The organism is Streptomyces sp. NPDC028289, from assembly GCF_055565975.1.
This window is the reverse complement of sequence record NZ_JBVHTI010000005.1, coordinates 81394-101346: the sequence shown is the minus strand read 5'-3', so window position 1 is coordinate 101346 and position 19953 is coordinate 81394. Positions and strand designations below refer to the sequence as shown.

Annotated in this window: 19 protein-coding genes and 2 pseudogenes; 9 read left to right on the top strand and 12 right to left on the bottom strand. The window is 71.0% G+C overall.

Going from position 1 to position 19953, the window contains the following annotated elements; all coding sequences use genetic code 11:
• Positions 1-13: 13 nt before the first annotated feature.
• Positions 14-1087: pseudogene (locus ACZ4UV_RS25200) on the top strand (helicase HerA-like domain-containing protein); the annotation flags it as partial.
• A gap of 8 nt (positions 1088-1095) precedes the next feature.
• A complete protein-coding gene (locus ACZ4UV_RS25195; protein ID WP_467840862.1) occupies positions 1096-2838 on the top strand; it encodes a recombinase family protein in 1743 nt (580 codons plus the stop codon).
• Positions 2839-2918: 80 nt separating this feature from the next.
• Here the strand turns inward: ACZ4UV_RS25195 and ACZ4UV_RS25190 are convergent, their stop codons facing one another.
• The 5 genes from ACZ4UV_RS25190 to ACZ4UV_RS25170 all read right to left on the bottom strand — a co-directional run bounded on the left by ACZ4UV_RS25190 (position 2919) and on the right by ACZ4UV_RS25170 (position 7930).
• On the bottom strand, positions 2919-3545 hold the full coding sequence (locus tag ACZ4UV_RS25190; RefSeq protein ID WP_467840859.1) for a recombination directionality factor: 627 nt from the start codon (positions 3543-3545) through the stop codon (positions 2919-2921).
• Positions 3538-5025 carry a replication initiator gene (locus ACZ4UV_RS25185; protein ID WP_467840856.1) on the bottom strand — a complete coding sequence of 496 codons (1488 nt, stop codon included), beginning with the start codon at positions 5023-5025 and terminating at the stop codon, positions 3538-3540. Before ACZ4UV_RS25185 ends, ACZ4UV_RS25190 begins: the two co-directional genes overlap by 8 nt.
• 1169 nt (positions 5026-6194) lie before the next feature.
• Positions 6195-6431, bottom strand: a complete 237-nt coding sequence (locus tag ACZ4UV_RS25180; protein WP_467840853.1) for a DUF7848 domain-containing protein — start codon at positions 6429-6431, stop codon at positions 6195-6197.
• Entirely contained in the window at positions 6428-6670 is a 243-nt protein-coding gene (locus ACZ4UV_RS25175; protein WP_467840850.1) for a hypothetical protein, read from the bottom strand. The genes ACZ4UV_RS25180 and ACZ4UV_RS25175 overlap by 4 nt, the downstream gene beginning before the upstream one ends.
• Before the next feature lie 78 nt (positions 6671-6748).
• Complete coding sequence (locus tag ACZ4UV_RS25170) at positions 6749-7930, bottom strand: helix-turn-helix domain-containing protein (protein ID WP_467840848.1); 1182 nt, start codon at positions 7928-7930, stop codon at positions 6749-6751.
• 140 nt (positions 7931-8070) lie between these two features.
• On the opposite strand from ACZ4UV_RS25170, the pseudogene ACZ4UV_RS25165 reads away from it, so the two are divergent.
• A pseudogene (locus ACZ4UV_RS25165) lies at positions 8071-8619 on the top strand (helicase HerA-like domain-containing protein); the annotation flags it as partial.
• A gap of 41 nt (positions 8620-8660) precedes the next feature.
• On the opposite strand, the gene ACZ4UV_RS25160 reads toward ACZ4UV_RS25165, so the two are convergent.
• The 4 genes from ACZ4UV_RS25160 to ACZ4UV_RS25145 form a co-directional block, all read right to left on the bottom strand.
• Complete coding sequence (locus ACZ4UV_RS25160) at positions 8661-8789, bottom strand: hypothetical protein (protein ID WP_351485580.1); 129 nt, start codon at positions 8787-8789, stop codon at positions 8661-8663.
• Between the two features lie 58 nt (positions 8790-8847).
• Positions 8848-9192: a hypothetical protein gene (locus tag ACZ4UV_RS25155; RefSeq protein WP_451022064.1), complete on the bottom strand. Its 345-nt coding sequence runs from the start codon at positions 9190-9192 to the stop codon at positions 8848-8850.
• 232 nt (positions 9193-9424) lie between these two features.
• Positions 9425-10075, bottom strand: coding sequence for an HdeD family acid-resistance protein (locus tag ACZ4UV_RS25150; protein WP_451022063.1), 651 nt, complete (start codon positions 10073-10075; stop codon positions 9425-9427).
• A gap of 94 nt (positions 10076-10169) precedes the next feature.
• Positions 10170-10778: an HhH-GPD-type base excision DNA repair protein gene (locus ACZ4UV_RS25145; protein ID WP_451022062.1), complete on the bottom strand. Its 609-nt coding sequence runs from the start codon at positions 10776-10778 to the stop codon at positions 10170-10172.
• Between the two features lie 145 nt (positions 10779-10923).
• Here ACZ4UV_RS25145 and ACZ4UV_RS25140 point away from each other — a divergent pair, with 145 nt between their 5' ends.
• The 5 genes from ACZ4UV_RS25140 (at position 10924) to ACZ4UV_RS25120 (ending at position 17033) form a co-directional block, all read left to right on the top strand.
• A complete protein-coding gene (locus tag ACZ4UV_RS25140; protein ID WP_467840842.1) occupies positions 10924-13113 on the top strand; it encodes a penicillin acylase family protein in 2190 nt (729 codons plus the stop codon).
• Complete coding sequence (locus tag ACZ4UV_RS25135) at positions 13106-13744, top strand: GNAT family N-acetyltransferase (RefSeq protein ID WP_451022061.1); 639 nt, start codon at positions 13106-13108, stop codon at positions 13742-13744. Before ACZ4UV_RS25140 ends, ACZ4UV_RS25135 begins: the two co-directional genes overlap by 8 nt.
• The gene (locus tag ACZ4UV_RS25130) at positions 13728-14204 is read left to right on the top strand and encodes a cupin domain-containing protein (protein WP_390043650.1); all 477 of its coding nucleotides are present in this window, start codon (positions 13728-13730) and stop codon (positions 14202-14204) included. The genes ACZ4UV_RS25135 and ACZ4UV_RS25130 overlap by 17 nt, the downstream gene beginning before the upstream one ends.
• Positions 14201-14971, top strand: coding sequence for an SDR family NAD(P)-dependent oxidoreductase (locus ACZ4UV_RS25125; protein WP_467840838.1), 771 nt, complete (start codon positions 14201-14203; stop codon positions 14969-14971). The genes ACZ4UV_RS25130 and ACZ4UV_RS25125 overlap by 4 nt, the downstream gene beginning before the upstream one ends.
• Positions 14972-15182: 211 nt before the next feature.
• Positions 15183-17033: a copper resistance CopC/CopD family protein gene (locus ACZ4UV_RS25120; RefSeq protein WP_467841788.1), complete on the top strand. Its 1851-nt coding sequence runs from the start codon at positions 15183-15185 to the stop codon at positions 17031-17033.
• A gap of 84 nt (positions 17034-17117) precedes the next feature.
• Here ACZ4UV_RS25120 and ACZ4UV_RS25115 read toward each other — a convergent pair whose 3' ends face one another.
• The 3 genes from ACZ4UV_RS25115 to ACZ4UV_RS25105 all read right to left on the bottom strand — a co-directional run bounded on the left by ACZ4UV_RS25115 (position 17118) and on the right by ACZ4UV_RS25105 (position 19241).
• Positions 17118-17627, bottom strand: coding sequence for a DinB family protein (locus ACZ4UV_RS25115; RefSeq protein ID WP_390043646.1), 510 nt, complete (start codon positions 17625-17627; stop codon positions 17118-17120).
• A 106-nt stretch (positions 17628-17733) separates the two neighbouring features.
• On the bottom strand, positions 17734-18519 hold the full coding sequence (locus tag ACZ4UV_RS25110; protein WP_451021590.1) for a hypothetical protein: 786 nt from the start codon (positions 18517-18519) through the stop codon (positions 17734-17736).
• Between the two features lie 89 nt (positions 18520-18608).
• On the bottom strand, positions 18609-19241 hold the full coding sequence (locus ACZ4UV_RS25105) for an RNA polymerase sigma factor (RefSeq protein ID WP_351485567.1): 633 nt from the start codon (positions 19239-19241) through the stop codon (positions 18609-18611).
• Positions 19242-19420: 179 nt separating this feature from the next.
• Between ACZ4UV_RS25105 and ACZ4UV_RS25100 the strand changes: the two genes are divergently transcribed.
• The gene (locus ACZ4UV_RS25100; protein ID WP_451021591.1) at positions 19421-19900 is read left to right on the top strand and encodes a DUF1877 family protein; all 480 of its coding nucleotides are present in this window, start codon (positions 19421-19423) and stop codon (positions 19898-19900) included.
• Positions 19901-19953: the final 53 nt, after the last annotated feature.

The following is a 19953-nucleotide window of genomic DNA, read 5'->3' as shown; positions in this document are numbered from 1 at the left end:
AGGGGGTCCGATGATGAGTGCCGGTGCGGCCGACGAAGCCGGTGCCGTGGCCCCGGCCCCGGCCCCAGGCGGCACGGATCCCGCGAGCGTCGGCGATCCCGTGGTCGCCGGGATCGCCGCCGGGTACGCCTTCGCCGGTCAGGCGCTGGATCTCGGCGCCGTTCTCCGGGACGGCCGGTGCTTTCCCGGCGCGCCGGTCCGCATCCCGCTCCCCATGCTCAACCGCCACGGCCTGGTCGCCGGCGCCACCGGCACCGGCAAGACCAAGACGCTCCAGCTGATCGCCGAGCAGCTCTCGGCGCATGGCGTCCCGGTGTTCCTGGCGGACGTCAAGGGCGACCTGTCCGGTGTCGCGCGGCCCGGGCAGGCGAACGACAGGGTCAGGGGCCGGGCGGCCGAGGTCGGACAGCAGTGGACGGCGGCCGGCTTCCCCGCCGAGTTCCTCGCGCTCGGCGCCGAGTTCCTCGCGCTCGGCGGCCTCGGCCACGGCATCCCCGTCCGCGCGACGATCACCAGCTTCGGCCCGCTGCTGCTCGCCAAGGTGCTCCAGCTCAACCGGACCCAGGAACAGTCCCTCGGCCTGATCTTCCACTACGCCGACACCAAGGGCCTGGAGCTGATCGACCTCAAGGACCTCAGGGCGGTGGTCGCCTTCCTCACCTCCGTCGAGGGCAAGGCGGAACTGAAGGACATCGGCGGGCTGTCGACGGCCACGGCCGGGGTGATCCTGCGCTCGCTCACCGCCTTCGAGGCCCAGGGCATGGCGGACTTCTTCGGCGAGCCGGAGTTCGACACGGCCGACCTCCTGCGCACGGCACCGGACGGCCGCGGCGTCGTCTCGGTCCTCGAACTCCCCGCCGTCCAGGACAAGCCCCTTCTCTTCTCCACCTTCCTGATGTGGCTGCTCGCCGACCTGTTCCACGACCTCCCCGAGATCGGCGACGCCGACCGGCCCAGGCTGGTCTTCTTCTTCGACGAGGCACACCTGCTGTTCGACGACGCCTCGAAGGCGTTCCTGGACTCGATCACGCAGACCGTGCGCCTCATTCGCTCGAAAGGGGTCGGCGTCTTCTTTGCTTCCGATACTTTACCCATATGAAAGAGAAGCGGGAGCGGGCCGGGGGGTACATCCGGCAGAGCCAGGAACGGCAGGACAGGTCGGAGGGGTCACCGCGCGCACAGCGTGAGGCGTGTCGGGCGGAGGCGGCCAGGCGTGGCTACGAGTACGTCGGGGACTACGAGGACAAGGACCTGTCCGGTTACAAGGTCGGAGTCGTACGGCCGGAGTTCGAGCGCATGCTCGGCGACGCTCGCGCCGGACGGTTAGACGTGATCGTTGTCCACTACGTCAGCCGGTTCTCACGCCAGCGCCCCGAAGACGCGATTCCCGTCGTGATGGAACTGCACCGGCTCGGAGTCACGATCGTCTCGGTCAACGAGGGTGACTTCCCGCCTGGCGACACGATGAAGCTGATCATGCTCATCATGCGGCTGGATGCCGCCCACACGGAGAGCGCCAACAAGTCCAAGCACATCAAGGGGACCAAGAAGATCCTGCGAGATGCCGGTTCGTGGGTCGGGGGACTTCCGCCGTACGGGTATGCGACGGAGGAGGTTAGGGAAGCCGGGTTGACGCTCCGGAAACTCGTGATCGTGGACGACGAAGCGGAGGTGATCCGCGACATCGTGCGCGTGATCCTGGAGAACACCGGCCGTCCGGCAGAGGCGGGACGCCGGAACCCCGGCTCACTGGCTGGCATCTGCGCCGACCTGAACGAGCGAGGTGTGCCGACGAAGACCGCCCGCCTGAACGGCAAGTGGCGGGGCGCGGTGACCATCAGCACTCCGGGCCGGAGCAAGCCCCCTCAGTGGGAGGTGACCACCCTCAAGCGGATCTTGCAGGACCCGCGCATGATCGGGCATGCGGTCGAGCCGGTCTACGAGCGCAAGGAGACCAAGGACGGAGCGATCCGCGAGCAGATCACGGGGTACCGGACCATCCGCGACCCCAAGACTCAGGAGCCTGTGACCAGCCACGAGGCCATCCTTGAGCCCGCCGACTGGCATGCGGTACAGGAGTGGCTCAAGACCCGGGGGCGGGGACAGGGACTCAACCGGGGAACCTCACTTCTCAGCGGACTCACCATGCTGTTCTGCGAGTGCGGCTTCACGATGTCCAGCAACGGCAACCAGAGCGCCACGGCGTCCTACCGGTGCTCCCGACCCAAGGGGGCCGTCACCGAGGGGCACACGGGCGGCAACAGCATCAAGCGCGAGCACGTCGAGGACCACGTTGCGCGTGCTGTTCTCGCGAAGGTGTCCAGCGCGGACGAGGACGACCCCGAGACGCTCGAACTGATTGAGGAGGCGACCCGTCGCTTCGCGGCCACGATCGCGAGCCCTGAACTGGTCACGGAGCGCGCCGAACTGGTGATGAGGAAGAAGGACCGCGAAGCGGCGCTCAACGAGCTGTACGACGACCTCGACAACGGCGTCTACAGCGGTCCGATCGGGCGGGAGCGCTTCAAGGGGAAGAAGGCCGGACTGGAGCAAGAGATCAAGGCATTGGAGTCCCGTATCTCGGAGTTGTCCAGCGCCGAAATGCCGGTCCTCCCCATTGAGCAGTGGGTCGGCGGGGACGAGCCGGACGGAGACCCGATCGGCCCCGGGTCGTGGTGGCACTCCGCCGGTCACGAGGAGAAGCGCTCTTTCCTGCGGCTCTTCTTGGACCGGATCGTTGTCGCGAAGGCCGAGTCGCGCGGGAACAGGTGGGAGGCGTACGACGCGAGCAAGCGCGTAGCGGTTGAGTGGGCCAAGAAGCCTGCCCCTACCCCGTAACCCCTATCTGAGCGCCGATCAGCCCCGTCCAGGTACCCCAGATGCCTGGACGGGGCTGTTTGCTGCACGCTTTCGGTCGCCTATACGGCCTTAACCACTCCTTCGGCGGAAAGGATCGGCTGTCTATATGTGCCCGTGCGTCCAGCCGCCGTTTCAAATTCGACGACCGTAAGCGAGAGGTCACATACCAACTTGCTCTGCGCCGAGTTCAAGAGGGCGTGGATTGCCGCTACAGATTCGGCGAACTTCCAGGAGATGGAATGAACTCGGAAGTGGCCGAGTCCCGGCGCCTTGTCGATTTGAAAGGTGATCTCAGAATTCGGCTGCGGTCCGAGCCGGCTCCGGGCCCTCGCTTTTCGTTCCATGGTCGATTCCGGACAGCCGCAAGGCTCGCCTTTCAATTGATTTGGAGACAGGAACTGTTGACCGTTGCAGTGATGAACCAGGCCTCTGCCGCCCCACTTTCTCATGTCGTTCGTGATGTAATGTGGGCCGTCGAGGACTATCCGCACTTTTGAAGCGTTCGTCAGTACCTCGAATCGATCGGCGCTGCTTGTCTGCCACTGTTCCGGAATACCGCCGAGGAGACGAGCGACAGCAGCCGCAGCCTCTCGGGTATCGGTTGTGACGCGCCAACTCGAAAGCGCCTGCGGACGGTTCTCCACCAGACGCCCGAATCGGAACCACCCGGCGAACTGGTCAAACACTCGACCACCGCCGCTCGTCCTCCATTGCCTCCCTGGCCAGTTGGAGACTCTGCGCGTGGCTCTCGGCGATGCTGAACGCATAGTCAGCCTCGCCGGAGGTGTAGCCGGATCCGGCGTAGCGCCAGGCCGACTCCGTGACCGTGTCCGGGCCGTCCGCAGGCTTGGCACCTCGACGGTGGTCGGCTCGTTCCTCGCGCAGGGCGCCGTACGTGGTGGAGTAGCAGCGGGATTTGGTGAGGATGTGGCCCCGGTAGCCGACGCTGTGAGCCCAGGCGCGCAGCCGAAGATGCTCCAGCTCGGCGAGGCCGCCCAGGCGCCAGCAGGCGCCCATCAGGCCACGTATGTGGCTGTTGACGACCGCCGCGCGGATGTCCTCCGGGCCGGTGATCCGGTAGTCGAGTCCGGCACCTGTCTCGGCCGCCCCCTTGGTCACGTACTTGGCCACGTACCCGGCGACGGCCGCATCCGACGGATTGTCACCATCGGAGAAGGGGCGGATCGGGTGGGCGTCGAACTGCCCTCCCCAGTAGACCCGTTCGGTCCCGTAGGCGTCGGAGTACGGCACCGTGACGAAGGTGGACGCGGCAGCGTGTTCCACCGCATCCAAGAGCAGTCTCTCTGCCGCCCATGGCGGAGGGGATGAGCCGGCGCCGTCCGGACCGTCCAGGCGCACGACGGCATGGAAGTGGATGGCCGCGCGCCGCTGGAACTCGGCGATCTTGGCGAATGACACCACCAGGTGATCACCGAGTCGCGAACGCGGTATCCCGCCCGCCGAGGCCAGATAGCGCCGCACGGCGGTCGTGAACCGATCCCACAGCTTCCCGGCATGCGCGTGCCACAGCACATGGCCTGTGTGGTCGTAGCAGTCCGGGCACAGCGGCAGGCCGACCAGAGAGTCATCCTCGTGGTGCACCAGGCCGCAGCCGAGTCGCCGTCCATGCTCGCAGCGCGGATCATCCCGGCGGGGACGGCAGCGTCCCCCGTCGAGCACGCGATGCACCGGCCCGAACGACGGGGCGGTCAGGGTGACGAACAGCCGGGGGCGATCCTTCACCGCATCGGGTACACCCTTGCCGCCGGACAGGCCCGAGCGAACGAGCTGGAACGTGTCTCCGGCATGCAGCCGAGAGCACGGCTCACACACCGAGGCACGCCGGTTGCGGCAGCGTACGGCCAGACGCTCACCGGGCTCCCCGGCGGTCGAGTAGGACGAGATCACCTCACCCGTGACGGCATCGCGGGTGACGGTGGAGCCGGACAGATAAATCGGATTGGCACAGCCGCCGATAGCTTTGATCTGCTCCTGCCATCGCGAAAAGAGCGGATCATTGACGAGCCGTATGAGATCACGGTCCGCCTCTGAGAGGGCTTGCAGACGTTGTTCGCGTGCCAGCACGCCGGAACGTTCGGCCGGAGCGGGTAACGCGGCGGACGGGCGGGTTTTGCGTGTGATGCTGTTGCCGGATTCGGCAGACATGGCGCGGCCTCCAGAGCCTCAAATCGGGAAGTAGGTAGCGGGTATTCATGGCTTCTCTCCTTTGCGCTTACAGGGCGCTTATCCTGCATACGCCCTGATCAGGCGCAGTCAACTTTCCTTCGAATTATAGGAGTTGCCGCCGATGGAAGCCTGTGTTTTTCCGTGACACACAGCTCGCCGCATCATCTCGGGCCATGGGAAATCCGTACCGGAATCGGCTGGGATGGGAACCGCATCAGCAGGCGCCTGACCCAGAGTGATGACGAGATGTCAACCGAATTACCGCCGGGGACAGGGCATCTGTGGGCACGTCCGGAGAACGGGAGTCGTGCAGCTCCGGTAGCAGTGGACTGAGCGTGTCTGTCCGGCCGGTTGTGCCACGTGTCATGCGCCCATCGGGAGACGGGAGCGGTCGGCGGTTCGGAGCGTGGCGGAATCTGGCTTTACTTTGTCCAGGCGCGCCTTCGGCGCGCCGCCGGATGCAGCTTGCCGCACCCCGGCCCGGCATGCGGCCTTCGGCCGGTCCGGTCCGGGGCGCCGCCGCCCCGGCGTACACCAGGCGACCTGAGAGCGTGCGCCAGATCCACCACGGCGCACCTGCCCGCCCCGATCCCGAGGGCTCTGGCCCGAGGCTTACAGCCTCCAGCAGCTCAGCCACCCCCCCCAGCGCCGACACCCCTACCGGCCAGCCCAAGAGCCCGCCCCGCCCCGCGTCGGCGGCTCAACGCCCGCCGGAGTGGCTGGAGCCGCGGTTCAACCTTCTTGGGCCGGGGGCCGACGGCCTACGAGGCTTTTAGGCAGCCACCATGGGGCGAGCCTCGAAGAACAGGGGGCCGATCGGGCTATTGCGGGCAGGCTCCAAGAGACTGCCCGATCCGCTGGCGAGCGTATGGCCCCCTGTTCACTCGCCCCATGGCAGCTCCCGCCCAAAAGCCTCTACGGCCGGCGGCGTGCCCCAACCGCGCCACTACCAGGGCAAGGACCCGCCCCCGCCGGGGCTTCTCTGAGTCGGGGGAACCTCGATCAGCTACGACCGGCGGGGACGGGGATCTAGGGAAGCACCGGGGCGGACGCGGCAGCCACACCGATGACGAAGCCGCACGAGCCCGAGACCATGATGATCATCAGCGGACCCGTGAAACGGGCTAACCAGCCGATGGCGCGCCACATCACGCGTGCCGCCAGGTGCGCCACGGGCGAGTGATGAGCTCCCGGAAGGTGTGGTGCGACGGGTTCCGGCCGCAGTGGCCCAACACCCAGCTCTGCCCGTCCGCGAAGTCCTCACTGCCGTCCGAGGACTCCCCGCACACCGCGCACTCCATCGCGTACATGGTCGGTTCCGCATCCGGCTCGCGGTCCGGTGTGAGTGTCCATGTCTCGTGGCGGATCACGGATCGCGCGCTCACAGCCTTCGCCCCGCTTGCTCGTTGGCGACCTTCACGCCCGCGCTCAGCCGCTCCGAATCGGTGGCCGGACGGATCTGCTGCGGGTTCGCCTCCCATTCACGACCGCCACCCACCGGGCGCAACATCGCGTACGGACCAGCCATCGCCTGGAACTCCCCGACCTTGCGCGTTCCGGGGTCGTACATCACCTCTCCGCGCTCAGGGGTTGCCGTCTTTGGTGCTCTGCCTTGAGTCGCCATGTCAATGACGCTACGTAGCGGGGGGAACACACCTCAATGGCACTTTGGCGAGGTGGCAGCGCGAAGTGCCACACCGTGTCACAGCGGTACGCCGATCGCGTCTGCCAGCTCCCGCATCTCCGGCGTGAGGGTACGCCGACGTGTGATCACTCGGTTGAAGATGTCTCGCGCGTAACGTTGGTTGGGCAGCCATTGAGGGGCGTCCGCGCGGATGCCCTGCAAGACCTCGACCGTCCTGGCGTAGTCGTGTGAGCGGGCGTGCGCCTCCGCCACGTCCAGGAGGTGACGGTTGCGGTTGTTGGACGTGGGCCGCATGCCGCCCGTCGGGATGCGCGCCGAGAGCTTGAGCACCAGGTCCGGCTTGTCAACGATCATGGCGTTCTCGGCCCGCTTCAATGCCACGGTGACCGGTCCGAACGCCTGCAAGAAGTCGTCGCGCGGGGCGAACTCCCGCCCCATCGCGACCGCCGCCGAGTTGGCGTAGCGCAAGGCGTCCTCGGCCTCCCCCGGCCGGTTGTCACGGATTGCCGCAGCGGAGGCCCGCAGCAGCAGCCAGCCCCACGCGCTCAGCTCGGCTGGAGTCGCCCGCGAGATGCGAGGCTCCACCTCGTCGGCCCACCGAGTCGCCAGCTCCCGTGCCTCAGCCAGCCGACCGCGCCGCAGCAGGAGCCAGCACTGTGTGTTCACCGTCGCGGCCGCCTGGAGCCGGTCTGAAGACTCCTCCAGGGACCGGGACAGTGCGACGTCCGCTGCCTCGAACTGTCGTGTCTGGGTGAGCAACCAGCCTGTGAGCTGTGAGAGCCGGACGCGTACTGCTCGCCCCTCCGGGCCACTCTCGGCGATGAGATCGGCGTCCCGCAGCAACGGCGGGAGGATCACGCTCAGCTCTGCGAACCGATCGCCGGAGAAGAGGGGGAGGGCCGATTCCACGGCGTCCTGTACGCCGTTCACGGTCGGCTCTTCGGTCACCCCGTCCGCCCGGACAGGAGCCACGAGCGCGCGCCGGACGGCTTCCCACCGGTCATCGGCTCCCGGTGCCGCTTCCGGCTTGTCCTCGTGCTCGGAAAGGAGGTAGGTCGTCGGTACCCGTAGTGCTTGTGCCAGTTGGCGGGCGGTCTCCAGGCGCGTGTCAGCGCGTTCGCCTTGCTCCAGCTTCCTGATCAAGGACAGGGACAGGCCGGACTCGTTCGCAAGCTGACGCTGTGTCATACCGCGTCGCTTGCGTACCTCCTGAAGCCGCTTGCCGATGTCGGCGCTCATGATTCGAGCGTACGGCCACTGTCGACCATCCGGGCGGCCTTGCCGTACCTGCCGACCTTCGGGGGAGCCGTAGGCTTCACTTCAGGGGAAGAGGCCAGGAACCCGCTGGTCGAAAACATAGGGTGGAAGTGACAGAAGCGTTCGTCACGCAGACCCCGAAGGACGTACCGTCCGACGTCCTCGCCCAGCTCGGCAACCGCGTCCAGCACGCGCTCAGGGCCTTCACCCCGGAGGACCAGAAGGCGTTGCGGGCCACCGTGCAGACCTTCCCGAAGTCGTCGTACGACCTCGAGGAACTGCTCACCGGGCTCGGCATCGGCGAGGCCGTGGTGACCGTGCTCGGCGAGACGGGCGCCCCGACACCGGTGGCGGCGACCCGGCTGCGGGCCCCCGAGTCCCTGATGGGTCCGGTGGACGCGGCGGAACTGGACGCGACGGTGCGGGGGTCCGCGCTCCACGGACGTTATGCACAGGCTGTGGACCGGGAGTCGGCGTACGAGAAGCTGCAGCGGGCGCCGGCCGCCGAACCGAGGGCACCGAAAGCCGCGAAGGCCGGCACGGAAGAACCGTCGCTGGTCGAACAGGTCGTCGCCAGCGGGATGTTCAGGTCCCTCGCCCGGTCGGTGGGTACGCAACTCGGCCGCGAGATCACCAGGTCGCTGTTCGGTACGGCCCGCAGACGCAGGTGAGCCGGGCGCCCGCACGGGACACCCGGCTCGGCTCCGCGGGATCAACCGCGTTTCTGCTCCTGCGGCCGCGGCCTCGGCGGTTCGGCCGTCTTCGTCTCGGGCTTCGGCGTGCTGCGCACGGCTTCCGCGCGCAGCAGGGCGCGCAGGACCGCGTACGGGTCTGAGGACATGACTGTGTTCCTTGCGTAGAGCTGACTGACCTGGACGTGTGCGGGAGCGGCCGGTCGGTCAGCAGCGCAGGACCACGGTGCGCAGGAGGGGCGTGGCGTACGGCGGACGCGGTGCCGTCGGGCAGGGACGGTGGCGGTCCGCCGGGCCGGCGGGCGCCGGGTCGGGGAGCGGCGCGGGCCGCTGGGGTACGTCGGCGCGGTGGACGGTGCGGGCGGGTGGCCGCAGCGGGATGTCGAGGACGTCGTGCTCGACGGTCTCCGCCGAGACGGCCGGGGCGGCCGCGGCGAGGGCCTCGGCAGCCGTCGGGACGCCGGCCAGCAGCAGGACGAGCAGCAGCACGAGCGCCCGCGGCCAGGCGGGGCCTGACCGCGGGCGACGTCCGGTCGGGACACCGCTGCTCATGCCGGTCATCTCCCCGCGGAGTGGGCGGTGTTCATCGTGCGGGGCCCGAGATCCGCTCGCTCGGCGTACCTACGGGGCGCGAGGTTGACGAAGAAGACGAAGGGGACAGGGTGATGCCGACGGGGCCTGCGCCTGCCGGGCAGCCGGGGCCCGCGCCCGTGAGGCCCGCGCCCGTGAGGCCCGTGCCCCGTGAGGCCCGCGCCCGTGAGGCCCGCGCCCGCGAGGCCCGCGTTCACAGGGTCTGCGGGATCTGCTTGGCGCGGCCGCGGATGCCGAACGCCGTGACGATCTCGACGATGCCGACGACGACCAGCCAGATACCGGCGACGAGGGTGAGCACCGCGACCGACTTGAACGGCGAGACGATCAGCACGACGCCGGCGACGAACGTGACGATCCCGAGGAAGATCTGCCAGCCCCGCGCCGGCATCCGGGAGTCGGAGACCGCGGCCATGGTCTGGGTGATCCCGCGGATCAGCCAGCCGATGCCGATCCACAGGGCGAGCAGCAGGATCGACTCCAGGGGGCCGCGGAAGCAGAAGAGGCCCAGCACGATCATCAGCGCGCCGCTGATGAAGGCCAGCACGCGCAGTGAGGTGGCCCGGTGCGTGCCGAACGCCGCGATCAGCTGGAAGACACCGGCGATCAGCAGGTAGATGCCGAAGAGCACGCCGGCGGCGAGCAGCGAGGCGCCGGGCCAGACGAGGACCAGGACGCCGAGGACGAGGGAGGCGATCCCGGTGAGCAGGACGATCTGCCAGGCGGCCCGGGAGAGGGCGTGCAGCGGTCCCTCGAAGGGCGGTTCGGGCTCATGCCGAGCGGTGCCGGTGGCGTGCGCCTTCCGGTCGTCGTCGGCGGGGCCGGTGCTGGGGGGCTCGGTCATGGTTCCAGCTGAGACCGAGGGCGGCGGACGTGCCAGCAGGGAGGGGCTGATCGGATGATCCACCGGGAACCACGGCCGCCCTGCTCACCACGTGCTACTTGGCGCCGCCCTTCGCGGCCTTCGCCGCCGCCTTCATCTCCTGCTTGTGGGCCCGCACCTTCGCCAGGGAGTCGGGCCCGGTGATGTCGGCCACCGACCGGTACGCCGCCGCCTCCCCGTACGCCCCGGCCGCCTCCCGCCACCCCGTCGGCGTCACCCCCAGCTGCTTCCCCAGCAGCGCCAGGAAGATCTGCGCCTTCTGCTTCCCGAACCCGGGCAGTTCCTGGAGCCGCCTGAGCAGTTCGGCCCCGCTGTCGACGTCACGCCAGATGCCCTCGGCGTCACCGTCGTAGTGCTCGACGAGGTACTGGCACAGCTGCTGGATCCTCTTCGCCATGGAGCCGGGGTACCGGTGCACGGCCGGCTTCTCGGAGAGCAGCGCGGCGAACGCCTCCGGGTCCTGGGCGGCGATCTCGTGGGCGTCCAGGTCGTCCGCGCCCATGCGCCGTGCGATGGTCGCGGGCCCCTTGAACGCCCACTCCATCGGCACCTGCTGGTCGAGCAGCATGCCGGTGAGCGCGGCGAGCCTGCTGCGGCTGAGGAGTCGGTCGGCCTCGGGGTCCTGGGCCAGATGCAGGGCGGGGGAGTCGGCGTCGGCGTCCATGGCTCGATGATCCCGCGCCCGGACCGGCGCCGCGCGCTCGCCGCGGCCCGCCCGCCCCCGGCCTCCTCGGCTCTCTCACCCTTCACGTACGATTCCCCCGCGATTCAGCTTAGGTAAGGCTAACCTCACGCAAGGAGGTCACGGGGTGACCATCGAGACGTACCGCGATGCCTGGGGCATCCCGCATCTGCGGGCCGCCGACGCCCTCGAACTCGCCCGTGCGCAGGGCCGGGTCACCGCCCGGGACCGGGCCTGGCAGCTGGAGGTGGAGCGGCACCGCACGCAGGGCACGTCGGCGTCCTTCCTCGGCGCACCGGCCCTCGCCTGGGACGTCTTCGCCCGCCGGGCCCGCCTGGCGGACACGGCGAGACGCTGCTTCGAGGCGCTGGAGAGACGGGACCCGGAGACGGCGGAGTGGGTACGGGCGTACGTGGCCGGTGTCAACGAGGGCCTGCCGGCCGGCGCCGCCCGCACGCCCGAGTTCGCCCGCACCGGTCTGACCCCCGGCACCTGGGAGCCCTGGCATCCCCTGGGCGTCTGGCTGGCCACCCACATCCTGTTCGCCGGCTTCCCGGCCAAGCTGTGGCGCGAGGAAGCGGTACGGCACCTGGGCGAGGAGGCGGTCCCGTTGTTCGCCACGGACGGCCCGGGTACCTCCGGCAGCAACGGCTGGCTCCTCGCCGGCTCCCGCACCACCACCGGCCACGCCCTCCTCGCCGGCGATCCCCACCGCTTCATCGAAGCGCCGGGGGTCTACCAGCAGATCCGCCTCTCCTGCCCGGAGTTCGACGTCATCGGCCTGGCGGTCCCGGGCGTCCCCGGCATCGCCCACTTCGCCCACACGGGCACGGTGGCCTGGTCCATCACCAACGCGATGGCCGACTACCAGGACCTCTACCGGGAGCGCCTGCGGCGCACCGCGACCGGCGTGGAGGCCCTGGCGCCCGACGGCACCTGGACCCGAGCCGACCACCACACGGAAACCATCGAGGTCTCCGGCAACCCCCCGGTACAGATCGAGCTGCTCGAAACACCCCGGGGCCCGCTCATCACCGACTGGCCGACAGCGGAGACCGCACCGGCCCCGACGGCCGCCGACGGTGTTCAGCCCCCGCAGGGGCCACCCGCACCCGACGACGAAACGCGCACGGGTGGTTCGGGTGGGAGAACGTCCGTCGAGGGCGAAGCCGAGGCGTTGGCGCTCAGGTACCCGCCACGGGTCACCGGAGACCTCGGCTTCAGCGCGCTCCTCCCTCTCCTCCGCGCCCGCGACGTCGCCGACGTCGACCGTGCCTTCGACGCCTGGGCCGAGCCCGTCAACGTGGTGCACGCCGCGGACACCGAGGGCGGCCTCCTCCACCGCGTCGCCGGCCGCGTCCCCGTCCGCTCCCACACCAACCGCACCCGCCTCGCCCCCGCCTGGCTCCCCGGCCACGACTGGCAGGGCTGGCACGAGATGCCGTACGGCGACCTCACCGACGGCGTCGCCGTGATGGCGAACCAGCGCGGCCCGGCCACCCCCCTCGGCGTCGAGTTCGCCCCGCCCCACCGCGCCGACCGCATCCGCGCCCTCCTCGACGAGCGCCGCACCTGGTCCGCCGCCGGCATGTCCGCGATCCACACCGACACCCACCTCGCCTCCGCCACGCCCCTCCTCGACCACCTGGCCGCCCTCGACGACCTCACCCCCGGGGCCGCAGGGCTCCGTGACCTTCTCCTCGCCTGGGACCGCCGGATGGACGCCGACAGCACCGGCGCCGCCGCCTACGCGGCCGTACGCTCCGCCGTCGTACGGCACCTCGCCGCCCACCCCGCCTTCGCCGCGCTCGCCGAACCCCCGGCCCGGCCCGAGGTCCTGCTCCCCTGGCTGGCGCTCACGCCCCGCATCGCCTTCGCCCTCGAACACCTGCTGGGGGCGGCGGAGTTGTACGGCGTCGACCGGCCCGCCGCCGTCCGTGCGGCCGTGGAGGAAGTCGCGGCCGACCCGCCCACCGGGACCTGGGGCGACACCCACCGCCTCGCCCCCTGGCAGGCACTGCCCGAGCCGTCGTACGACGGACCGGCCCTGTCCGGCGACCACGACTGCGTGCTGTGCACCTCCGCCGTCCCCGGCCTCACCGACCGCTCATCGCGCGGCCCGGCCGCCCGCTACGTCTGGGACCTGGCCAACCGCGACGACAGCCTCTGGGCGGTCCCGCTCGGCGCGGACGGCGTCCCCGGCGCACCCCACCACAGCGACCAACTCCCCTTGTGGCTCAAGGGAGAACTGGCCCCGGTCGTGACCGACTGGGCCCGCCTGGAACGCACAGACCTCCCGGAGGACACCGATGGCTGAGCTCCACCCCGTCTTCGAGCACCCCCTCGTCGGCTTCGGCACCGTCCGGCTCCGCCCCCTCGACCCCGAACGCGACGCGGCCGTCGTCCACACCTGGGTCGACGCGGAACGCGCCGCCTTCTGGGGCATGACCGGCCTCACCCGCTCCCAGGTCGCCGAGATCTACGCCCACATGGCGACCCTCGACACCCACCACGCCTACCTCGCCGAGAAGGACGGCACCCCGGTCGGGCTCCTCCAGACCTACGAGCCGGAGGCCGACCGGGTCGGCGAGTGCTACGACGTCCGCCCCGGCGACATCGGCGTCCACGTCCTGCTCGCCCCCGCCGGACCCGAAGGCCCCCGTCACGGCTGGACGGAGGCCCTGCTGACCGCCTTCACGGCGTACGTCCTGCGCGCTCCCGACCGCCACCGCATCGTCGTGGACCCGGACGTCCGCAACGAGAAGGCGATCGCCCGCTTCCGGCGTCAGGGTTTCGAGCTCGGCCCGGCCGTCGTCCTCCCCGAGGTCGACGTCCCCGACGTCCACCTGCCCGAAAAGCACGCTCAACTGGCTTTTCTCACCAGGCCGGTAGCCTTCCCGAATGTCCTCCCCGATGCCGAACCCGAGCCCGATGCCGACCCCCGATGAGCTCATCGCCCACTACGGCCTGGAGCCGATCCCCCGTGAGGGCGGCCTGTTCCGGGAGACCTGGGCCGGTCCCGCACGCGCCGACGGCCGCCCCGAGGGAACCGCGATCGTGGTCCTCCTCACCGCCGACGACTACTCGGCCCTGCACCGCCTCCCCACCGACGAGATCTGGCACTTCTACCTGGGCGACCCGCTGGAGCTTCTGCTCCTCGCCCCCGACGGCACCACCCGCGCCCCCGTCCTCGGCCCCGGCCTCCGGGACGGCCAGCACATCCAGCTGACCGTCCCGGCCGGCACCTGGATGGGCGCCCGGGTGGCGGCCCCGGGCGCCTGGACCCTCTTCGGCTGCACCATGGCCCCCGGATTCACCTTCGAGGGTTACGAGCACGGGAACGCGGCCCACCTCACGGCGCGTTACCCGTCCGAAGCCGCCCGCATCACGGAACTCTGCCGTCCATGACGAACCACCTCTTGGAAGGACAGACCGCCCTGGTCACGGGCGCGAGCGGCGGTATCGGCCGGGTCATCGCCCGGCGCCTGGCGGAGGAGGGCGCGGCGGTGGCCGTGCACTGCCGTACGGCGGTAGGGGGCGCGCGGGAGGCGGCCTCGGACATCGTGGCCCTCGGCGGTAGGGCGACGGTCGTACGGGGAGACCTGAGCGACGAGGAGACCTGCCACCGTGTCGTCCGGGAGGCCGCGGAGTGGGGCGGCGGACGGCTGACGGCCCTGGTCAACAACGCGGCCGTACAGCCCGTACAGCCCTTGCCCGGCATGACCGCGGCCGACTGGCGAGCGGTCGTCGACACCGACCTCACCAGCGTTTTCGCCTGCACCCAGGCCGCCGCCGAGATCATGCGCGACCAGCCCGGCGGCGGCACCGTCACCCACATCGCCTCCATCGAGGCGTCCCACCCGGCCGTCGGCCACGCCCACTACAGCACCGCGAAGGCGGGGGTGGTCATGCACGCGAGGGCGGCGGCCCTGGAGTACGGCCGCTCCGGCATCCGCGTCAACTCCGTCTCCCCGGGCCTGATCGACCGGGAAGGACTGGCGGAGGCCTGGCCGGAGGGGGTGCGGAGATGGCAGGAGGCCGTGCCCACGGGCCGGTTGGGGAACGCGGAGGACGTGGCGAACGCCGTGGTCTTCCTGACCTCACCGCTCGCGTCCTGGATCACCGGCCACGACCTGGTGGTGGACGGCGGGGTGTCGGCGCGTCCGACGTGGTAGCGCCCCGAAGGGGCGCTGGGGGTACCCCCAGCCGAAGGCTGGGGGAGGAACTGCGCGACCAGCCCCCACTGACTCGCAGACAAATTGAGCGCTACAGGCTTCCCAGCCGTATGACCCAAGAACGCGTGTTTCCGAACTCGGAGCGGGTGACGTGAGCGAAGGGCACGAAAGGCGGCAGGCGCCGAACGGCAACCAGAGGAACCACAGGACCCTGCGCGCCCTCGCGCTCCTCGGCACCCTCCTCGCCGCCCTCCTCCTCGCGTCGGCCGCCCCCGCCTCCGCGCACGCCGCCCTGCGCGCCAGCGATCCCGCGGACGGCGCCGTACTCAAGTCGTCGCCGAGAGCCGTCACCCTCACCTTCACCGAGGCCGTCGGCCTGCTCGACGACTCGTTCCGGGTGTACGACCCCACCAACCACCGGGTGGACACCAGCGAAGCCGAACACGGCCCGGCCGGCTCGGACACCGCCCGGATCACCTTCCCGAAGAAGCTGGGCACCGGTACCTTCACCGTGGCGTGGCGGATCGTCTCGGCGGACAGCCACCCCGTCTCCGGCGCCCTCACCTTCTCCGTGGGCAAGCCGTCGGCGACCACGGCGAGCGTCTCCACGGGCCCCGTCGAGAACCCGGTCACCGGCAGCCTCTACAACATCGGCCGCTACGTCGCGTACCTCGCCATGGCCCTGCTGACAGGCACCGTCACCTTCATCGCAGTCTGCCGTCCGCCGGACCCCGCCGCCCTCCGCACACCGATCCGCACGGCGTGGTGGGCACTCCTCGCCGCCACCCTCTTCCTCTTCGTCCTGCGCGCCCCGTACGAGGAGGGCACCTCCCCGGCAACGGCCTTCGACCTCTCGGCCCTTGCCAAGTCCGCGACCGGCCGCCCGGGGCTGGCCCTGCTGGCCAGGGTGGCCCTGCTGGCGCTCACCGCAGCCCTCCACCACCTCCTTCTCCGCAAGCGCGTGAGCCGGGACCGCCCGTCCCGCCCCCTGCTCGCCACCGCCGCCGCCCTCGCCGTCGCCCTGGCCCTGACCTGGGCGGCGGCGGAACACGCCTCGGCCGGCATCCAGGTCCCGCTGGCGATGACGTCGTCGGTCCTGCACCTCCTGTCGATGGCGCTCTGGCTGGGCGGCCTCACGGCGCTCCTGATCACCCTCCAGCGCTCCGCCACGCCGTTGCCCGCCGCCGTCGTCACCCGCTTCTCCCGCGTGGCCTTCGCCTCGGTGACGGTCCTCGTCGTCACCGGCGTCTACCAGTCCTGGCGCGGCCTCGGCTCCTGGCAGGCCCTCACCGACACGTCGTACGGTCGGCTCCTCCTCGTCAAACTCGCCGCGGTGACCCTGCTGCTGGCGGCCGCCTCGCAGTCCCGCCGCTGGACGGCGAAACTGGCGCCCGCCCCGGCCGTGACGGCCCCCGCCCGCGTCCCGCTGCCGGTCGGCGCCCCGGCGGACCTGCCGGCCGCACCGGACGCGCCGACCGCGGATGAGCCGCCGGCTTCCGACAAGCCATCGCCCTCCGACGAACCACCGGCCTCCGGCGAACCGCCCGCCGCCGCCTCCGCCGGCCGCCACCAGGCCGCCCTGCGCCGTTCGGTCCTCGCCGAAGTGGCCGTCGGCGTCGCCGTCCTGGGCATCACCACGATCCTCACCGGCACCCTGCCCGGCCGGGCCGCGGCCGAGGCGGCCGAGTCGGGGACGGCGTCGGCAGCGGCCGGTATCCCCGCGGCCTCCGTGGCCCTGGTCCCCTTCGACGTCGGCACCCCGAACGGCCACGGCAAGGTGCAGATCACCCTCGACCCGGGCCGGGTCGGCGCGAACTCCGTGCAGGCGGTCGTCTTCGGTCCCGACGGCGGCATCTCCACCGTCCCCGAACTCCGTCTCTCCTTCACCCTCGCCGCCCAGAAGATCGGCCCGCTCCCCGCCAACGTGACCGACCGCGGCGGCTATTGGGCCGCCGACTCCGTCAACCTCCCCATCGCGGGCGAGTGGACGATGACAGTGACGGTACGGGTGTCCGACCTGGACCAGGTGACGGTGACGAAGAAGCTGCGGATCGCCGCCTAGCCGCGGCCGTGTCCGCCGTGCCGGTCCGCCTCGTCCCTGACCAGCAGGGTGAGCAGGACCTCCGGTCCGGCTGTGCGGGCGCGTTCAGGCGCCCACGGTCCCGTCGACGCCCTCGCGCAGGAAGTCGGCGTGCCCGTTGTGGCGGCCGTACTCCAGCAGCACGTGCAGCATCACCATCCGCAGCGACACCTCCTCCTCCCACCTCGGCTGGTATCCGGCCTGGTCGAGGGAGCCGGCCGCGCGCTCGATACGGCGCGAGGTCTCCACCTCCGCCTCCCAGGCGGCGAACGCCTCTGCCCTGGTCGACTCGCTCGCGTCGTACGCCGCCTGGAAGTCGATCTCGTCGGACCACACCATGGGCGCGTCCTTGTCCTCGAACACCCGGCGGAACCAGGCGCGTTCCACCTCCGCCAGGTGCCGCACCAGACCGAGCAGCGACAACGTGGACGGCGGCATGGACCGCTGCCGCAACTCCTCGTCGGTGAGCCCTTCGCACTTCATGGCGAGGGTCGCCCGGTGGTAGTCGAGGAACGCCCGCAGCATGTCGCGTTCACTGCCGAAGTTGGGCGGTCCCGTGCGGTCGTCGCTGGTCACTGGCCGTACTCCTCATCCGTCCTGCTCACGCCGTGCGCCGTGCACCGGGCAGTTCCCGGGACCGTACGCGACCTTGAGCCCGCGGACCAGCTGCTCGCGTCGGTGGCTACTTGTCCTTGCCGTTGCCCTGGCCGCCGTTCGCCTGGCCGTTGCCGGGGGTGCTCTTGGCGGAGGCGCCGGTGTTGCCCTGCGAGCCGTTGGCGGAGTTCGCGGCGCCCTTGGCGGACTTGCCGGTGCCGGCCGAGCTGCTCGGTGCGGCCGTCGCCCCGGCCAGCTGCTCGGAGCAGTAGGCGGCGACCTTGTCCTCGCCCCCGGCGGCCGCGATGAGCCGCTGCCAGGCCGTCGAGCCGAGCGCCTTGCCGTGGCCCTGCACCTGTTCGTAGGCGCGGCAGTGGGCCTCGGTGTCCTGGGCGGTGACGGGCCGGTCTTTGGGCCGCCCGCCGCCGGAGGAGGAGGCCCGTGACGAGGCCGCGTCGCCCGGCCGGTCCGGGGCGACGGCCGACGGGTGCGCGGTGTTCCCGCCGGTACCGGTGCCGTCGGCGGGGGAGCCGACGGAACCGACGGCCGCGACCGCCACACCGCCCAGGGCGAGCCCTGCGAACACCACGCCGAACGTCAGCTTCACCGGACGGCGGGACCGCCGCTTCTCCACCGGCCGCCAGTCGTCCCGGCGTCGGGTGCGTGCCCGGTGCGCGCCCGCGGAGTGGGCGGCCCGGAAGGCGGCCACGGCCCGCTGCTCGGCGTCGGGGGCGAGACCGTCGGCGCGGATGGCGGTCGCGAGGACCTTCTCCAGTACCTCGGCGTCGCCCGCGTCCGCAGGCCCGGACAGGGCGTCGCCGGTCTGCGCATGCCGACGGTCGGGTGCTCCGCCGCCGATCAGCCGCTCGCTCATGTCCGTTTCCGTTCCCTGTCCGACCGTTCCGTTTTCGTTGGGTGTGCTGAGTCCGGTGCCTTCCCGTCGACCACTGTCACCAACGTTGCTCATATCGACTCCCCAAGCGTGCGGGGAGCCCCATCCGTCACACCCTGCTCCGCTTCACCGCCGATGCCCAGCTGTCGTGCGAGGCGTTTCAGGCCCCGGTGGGTCGCCGTGCGCACCGCTCCCGGGCGCTTGCCCAGCACCCGCGCGGCGGCGGGACCGTCCAGGCCGACGACGACCCGCAGCAGCACGGCCTCGGCCTGGTCCCGCGGGAGTCCGCGGACCAGTTCCAGGGCCCGCTCGGTGGAGATGGACTCCAGGGCCTGCTCGGGTGTGTTGTGCGGGCCGGCCAGGTCCAGCACCTCCAGTTCGGTCCCGGCCGCCTGGGGCCGCACGCGCCGGCGCCGCAGATGGTCCAGCGCCCGGTGCCTGGCGATGGTCGCGGTCCAGCCGCGGAAACCGGCCCCGTCGCCCTTGAAGCGCCCGATGTCGCGGGCTATCTCCAGCCAGGCGTCGGACGCCACGTCTTCGGCGTCGTCTCCGACGATCCCGCGGAGGTAGCCGAGCAGGTTCGGCTGCACGATCCGGTAGGCGACCGCGAAGGCGGCCTCGTCGCCCTCCTGGGCCCGCGCGACCGCAGCGCCCAGATCCCCGTCGTACTCCTGTACGCGCCGGGGTTGCCGTACCTGACCCAAGATTGCCCTCGTTCGCACCGATCACAGCCGAGTCCACGCCGTCCGTCGCGCTCCGGTCGCATCGACGGCCCCATGGTGACCAGCGTGCGGACTCACAGAAGTGTCACAACGTCCCAGGAGCCTCCCTGGACGCGGCCCTGCCGTGTGATGCTTCCGCTCCCCCGTGCGCTCCTCCTTGCATGAGCGAGTACCTCCGTCTGCGAGCGGTTCCGGCCCCGGCACTGCGCAACAGCCCGATCTGGCTCGAACGACTGTTCACAAGCACCGCCGGGACCGCCCTGCCCCAGGCAGGGCGGCACTGCGAGGACGCGCTGGACAAGTGCCGCCCGGACCAGGAGTGCGTCTACGCCGGCGCGTCCCCGCACGGCCCGGACGTGGTGCTCGGCGGGCGCCCCGTGTTCCGCGCCGACCGGCACGCACCGCCGTTGCTGGTGCTGACGGCCGCCCGGACCCGCGGGGTGGCCGGGTTCCTGACGACCGCCGACTTCGACGAACTCTGGGACACCGCCCGCGAGACCCTGCTGCCCCGCTACGGAGGCGAGAGCGCGGAGACCGAGGCGCGGCGGGTGTTCGCCGAGGCGCACCGGGAGCTGACGGCGTTCTACGCCCACACGGCCGAGCACGGGGACGCGGTGGTGAAGTGGCCCGCCGAGGCGTGAAGGGCGGGAGGGGATCTGGTGGCTGTCCGAGGCGGGAGGTGTAACGGTTTCGG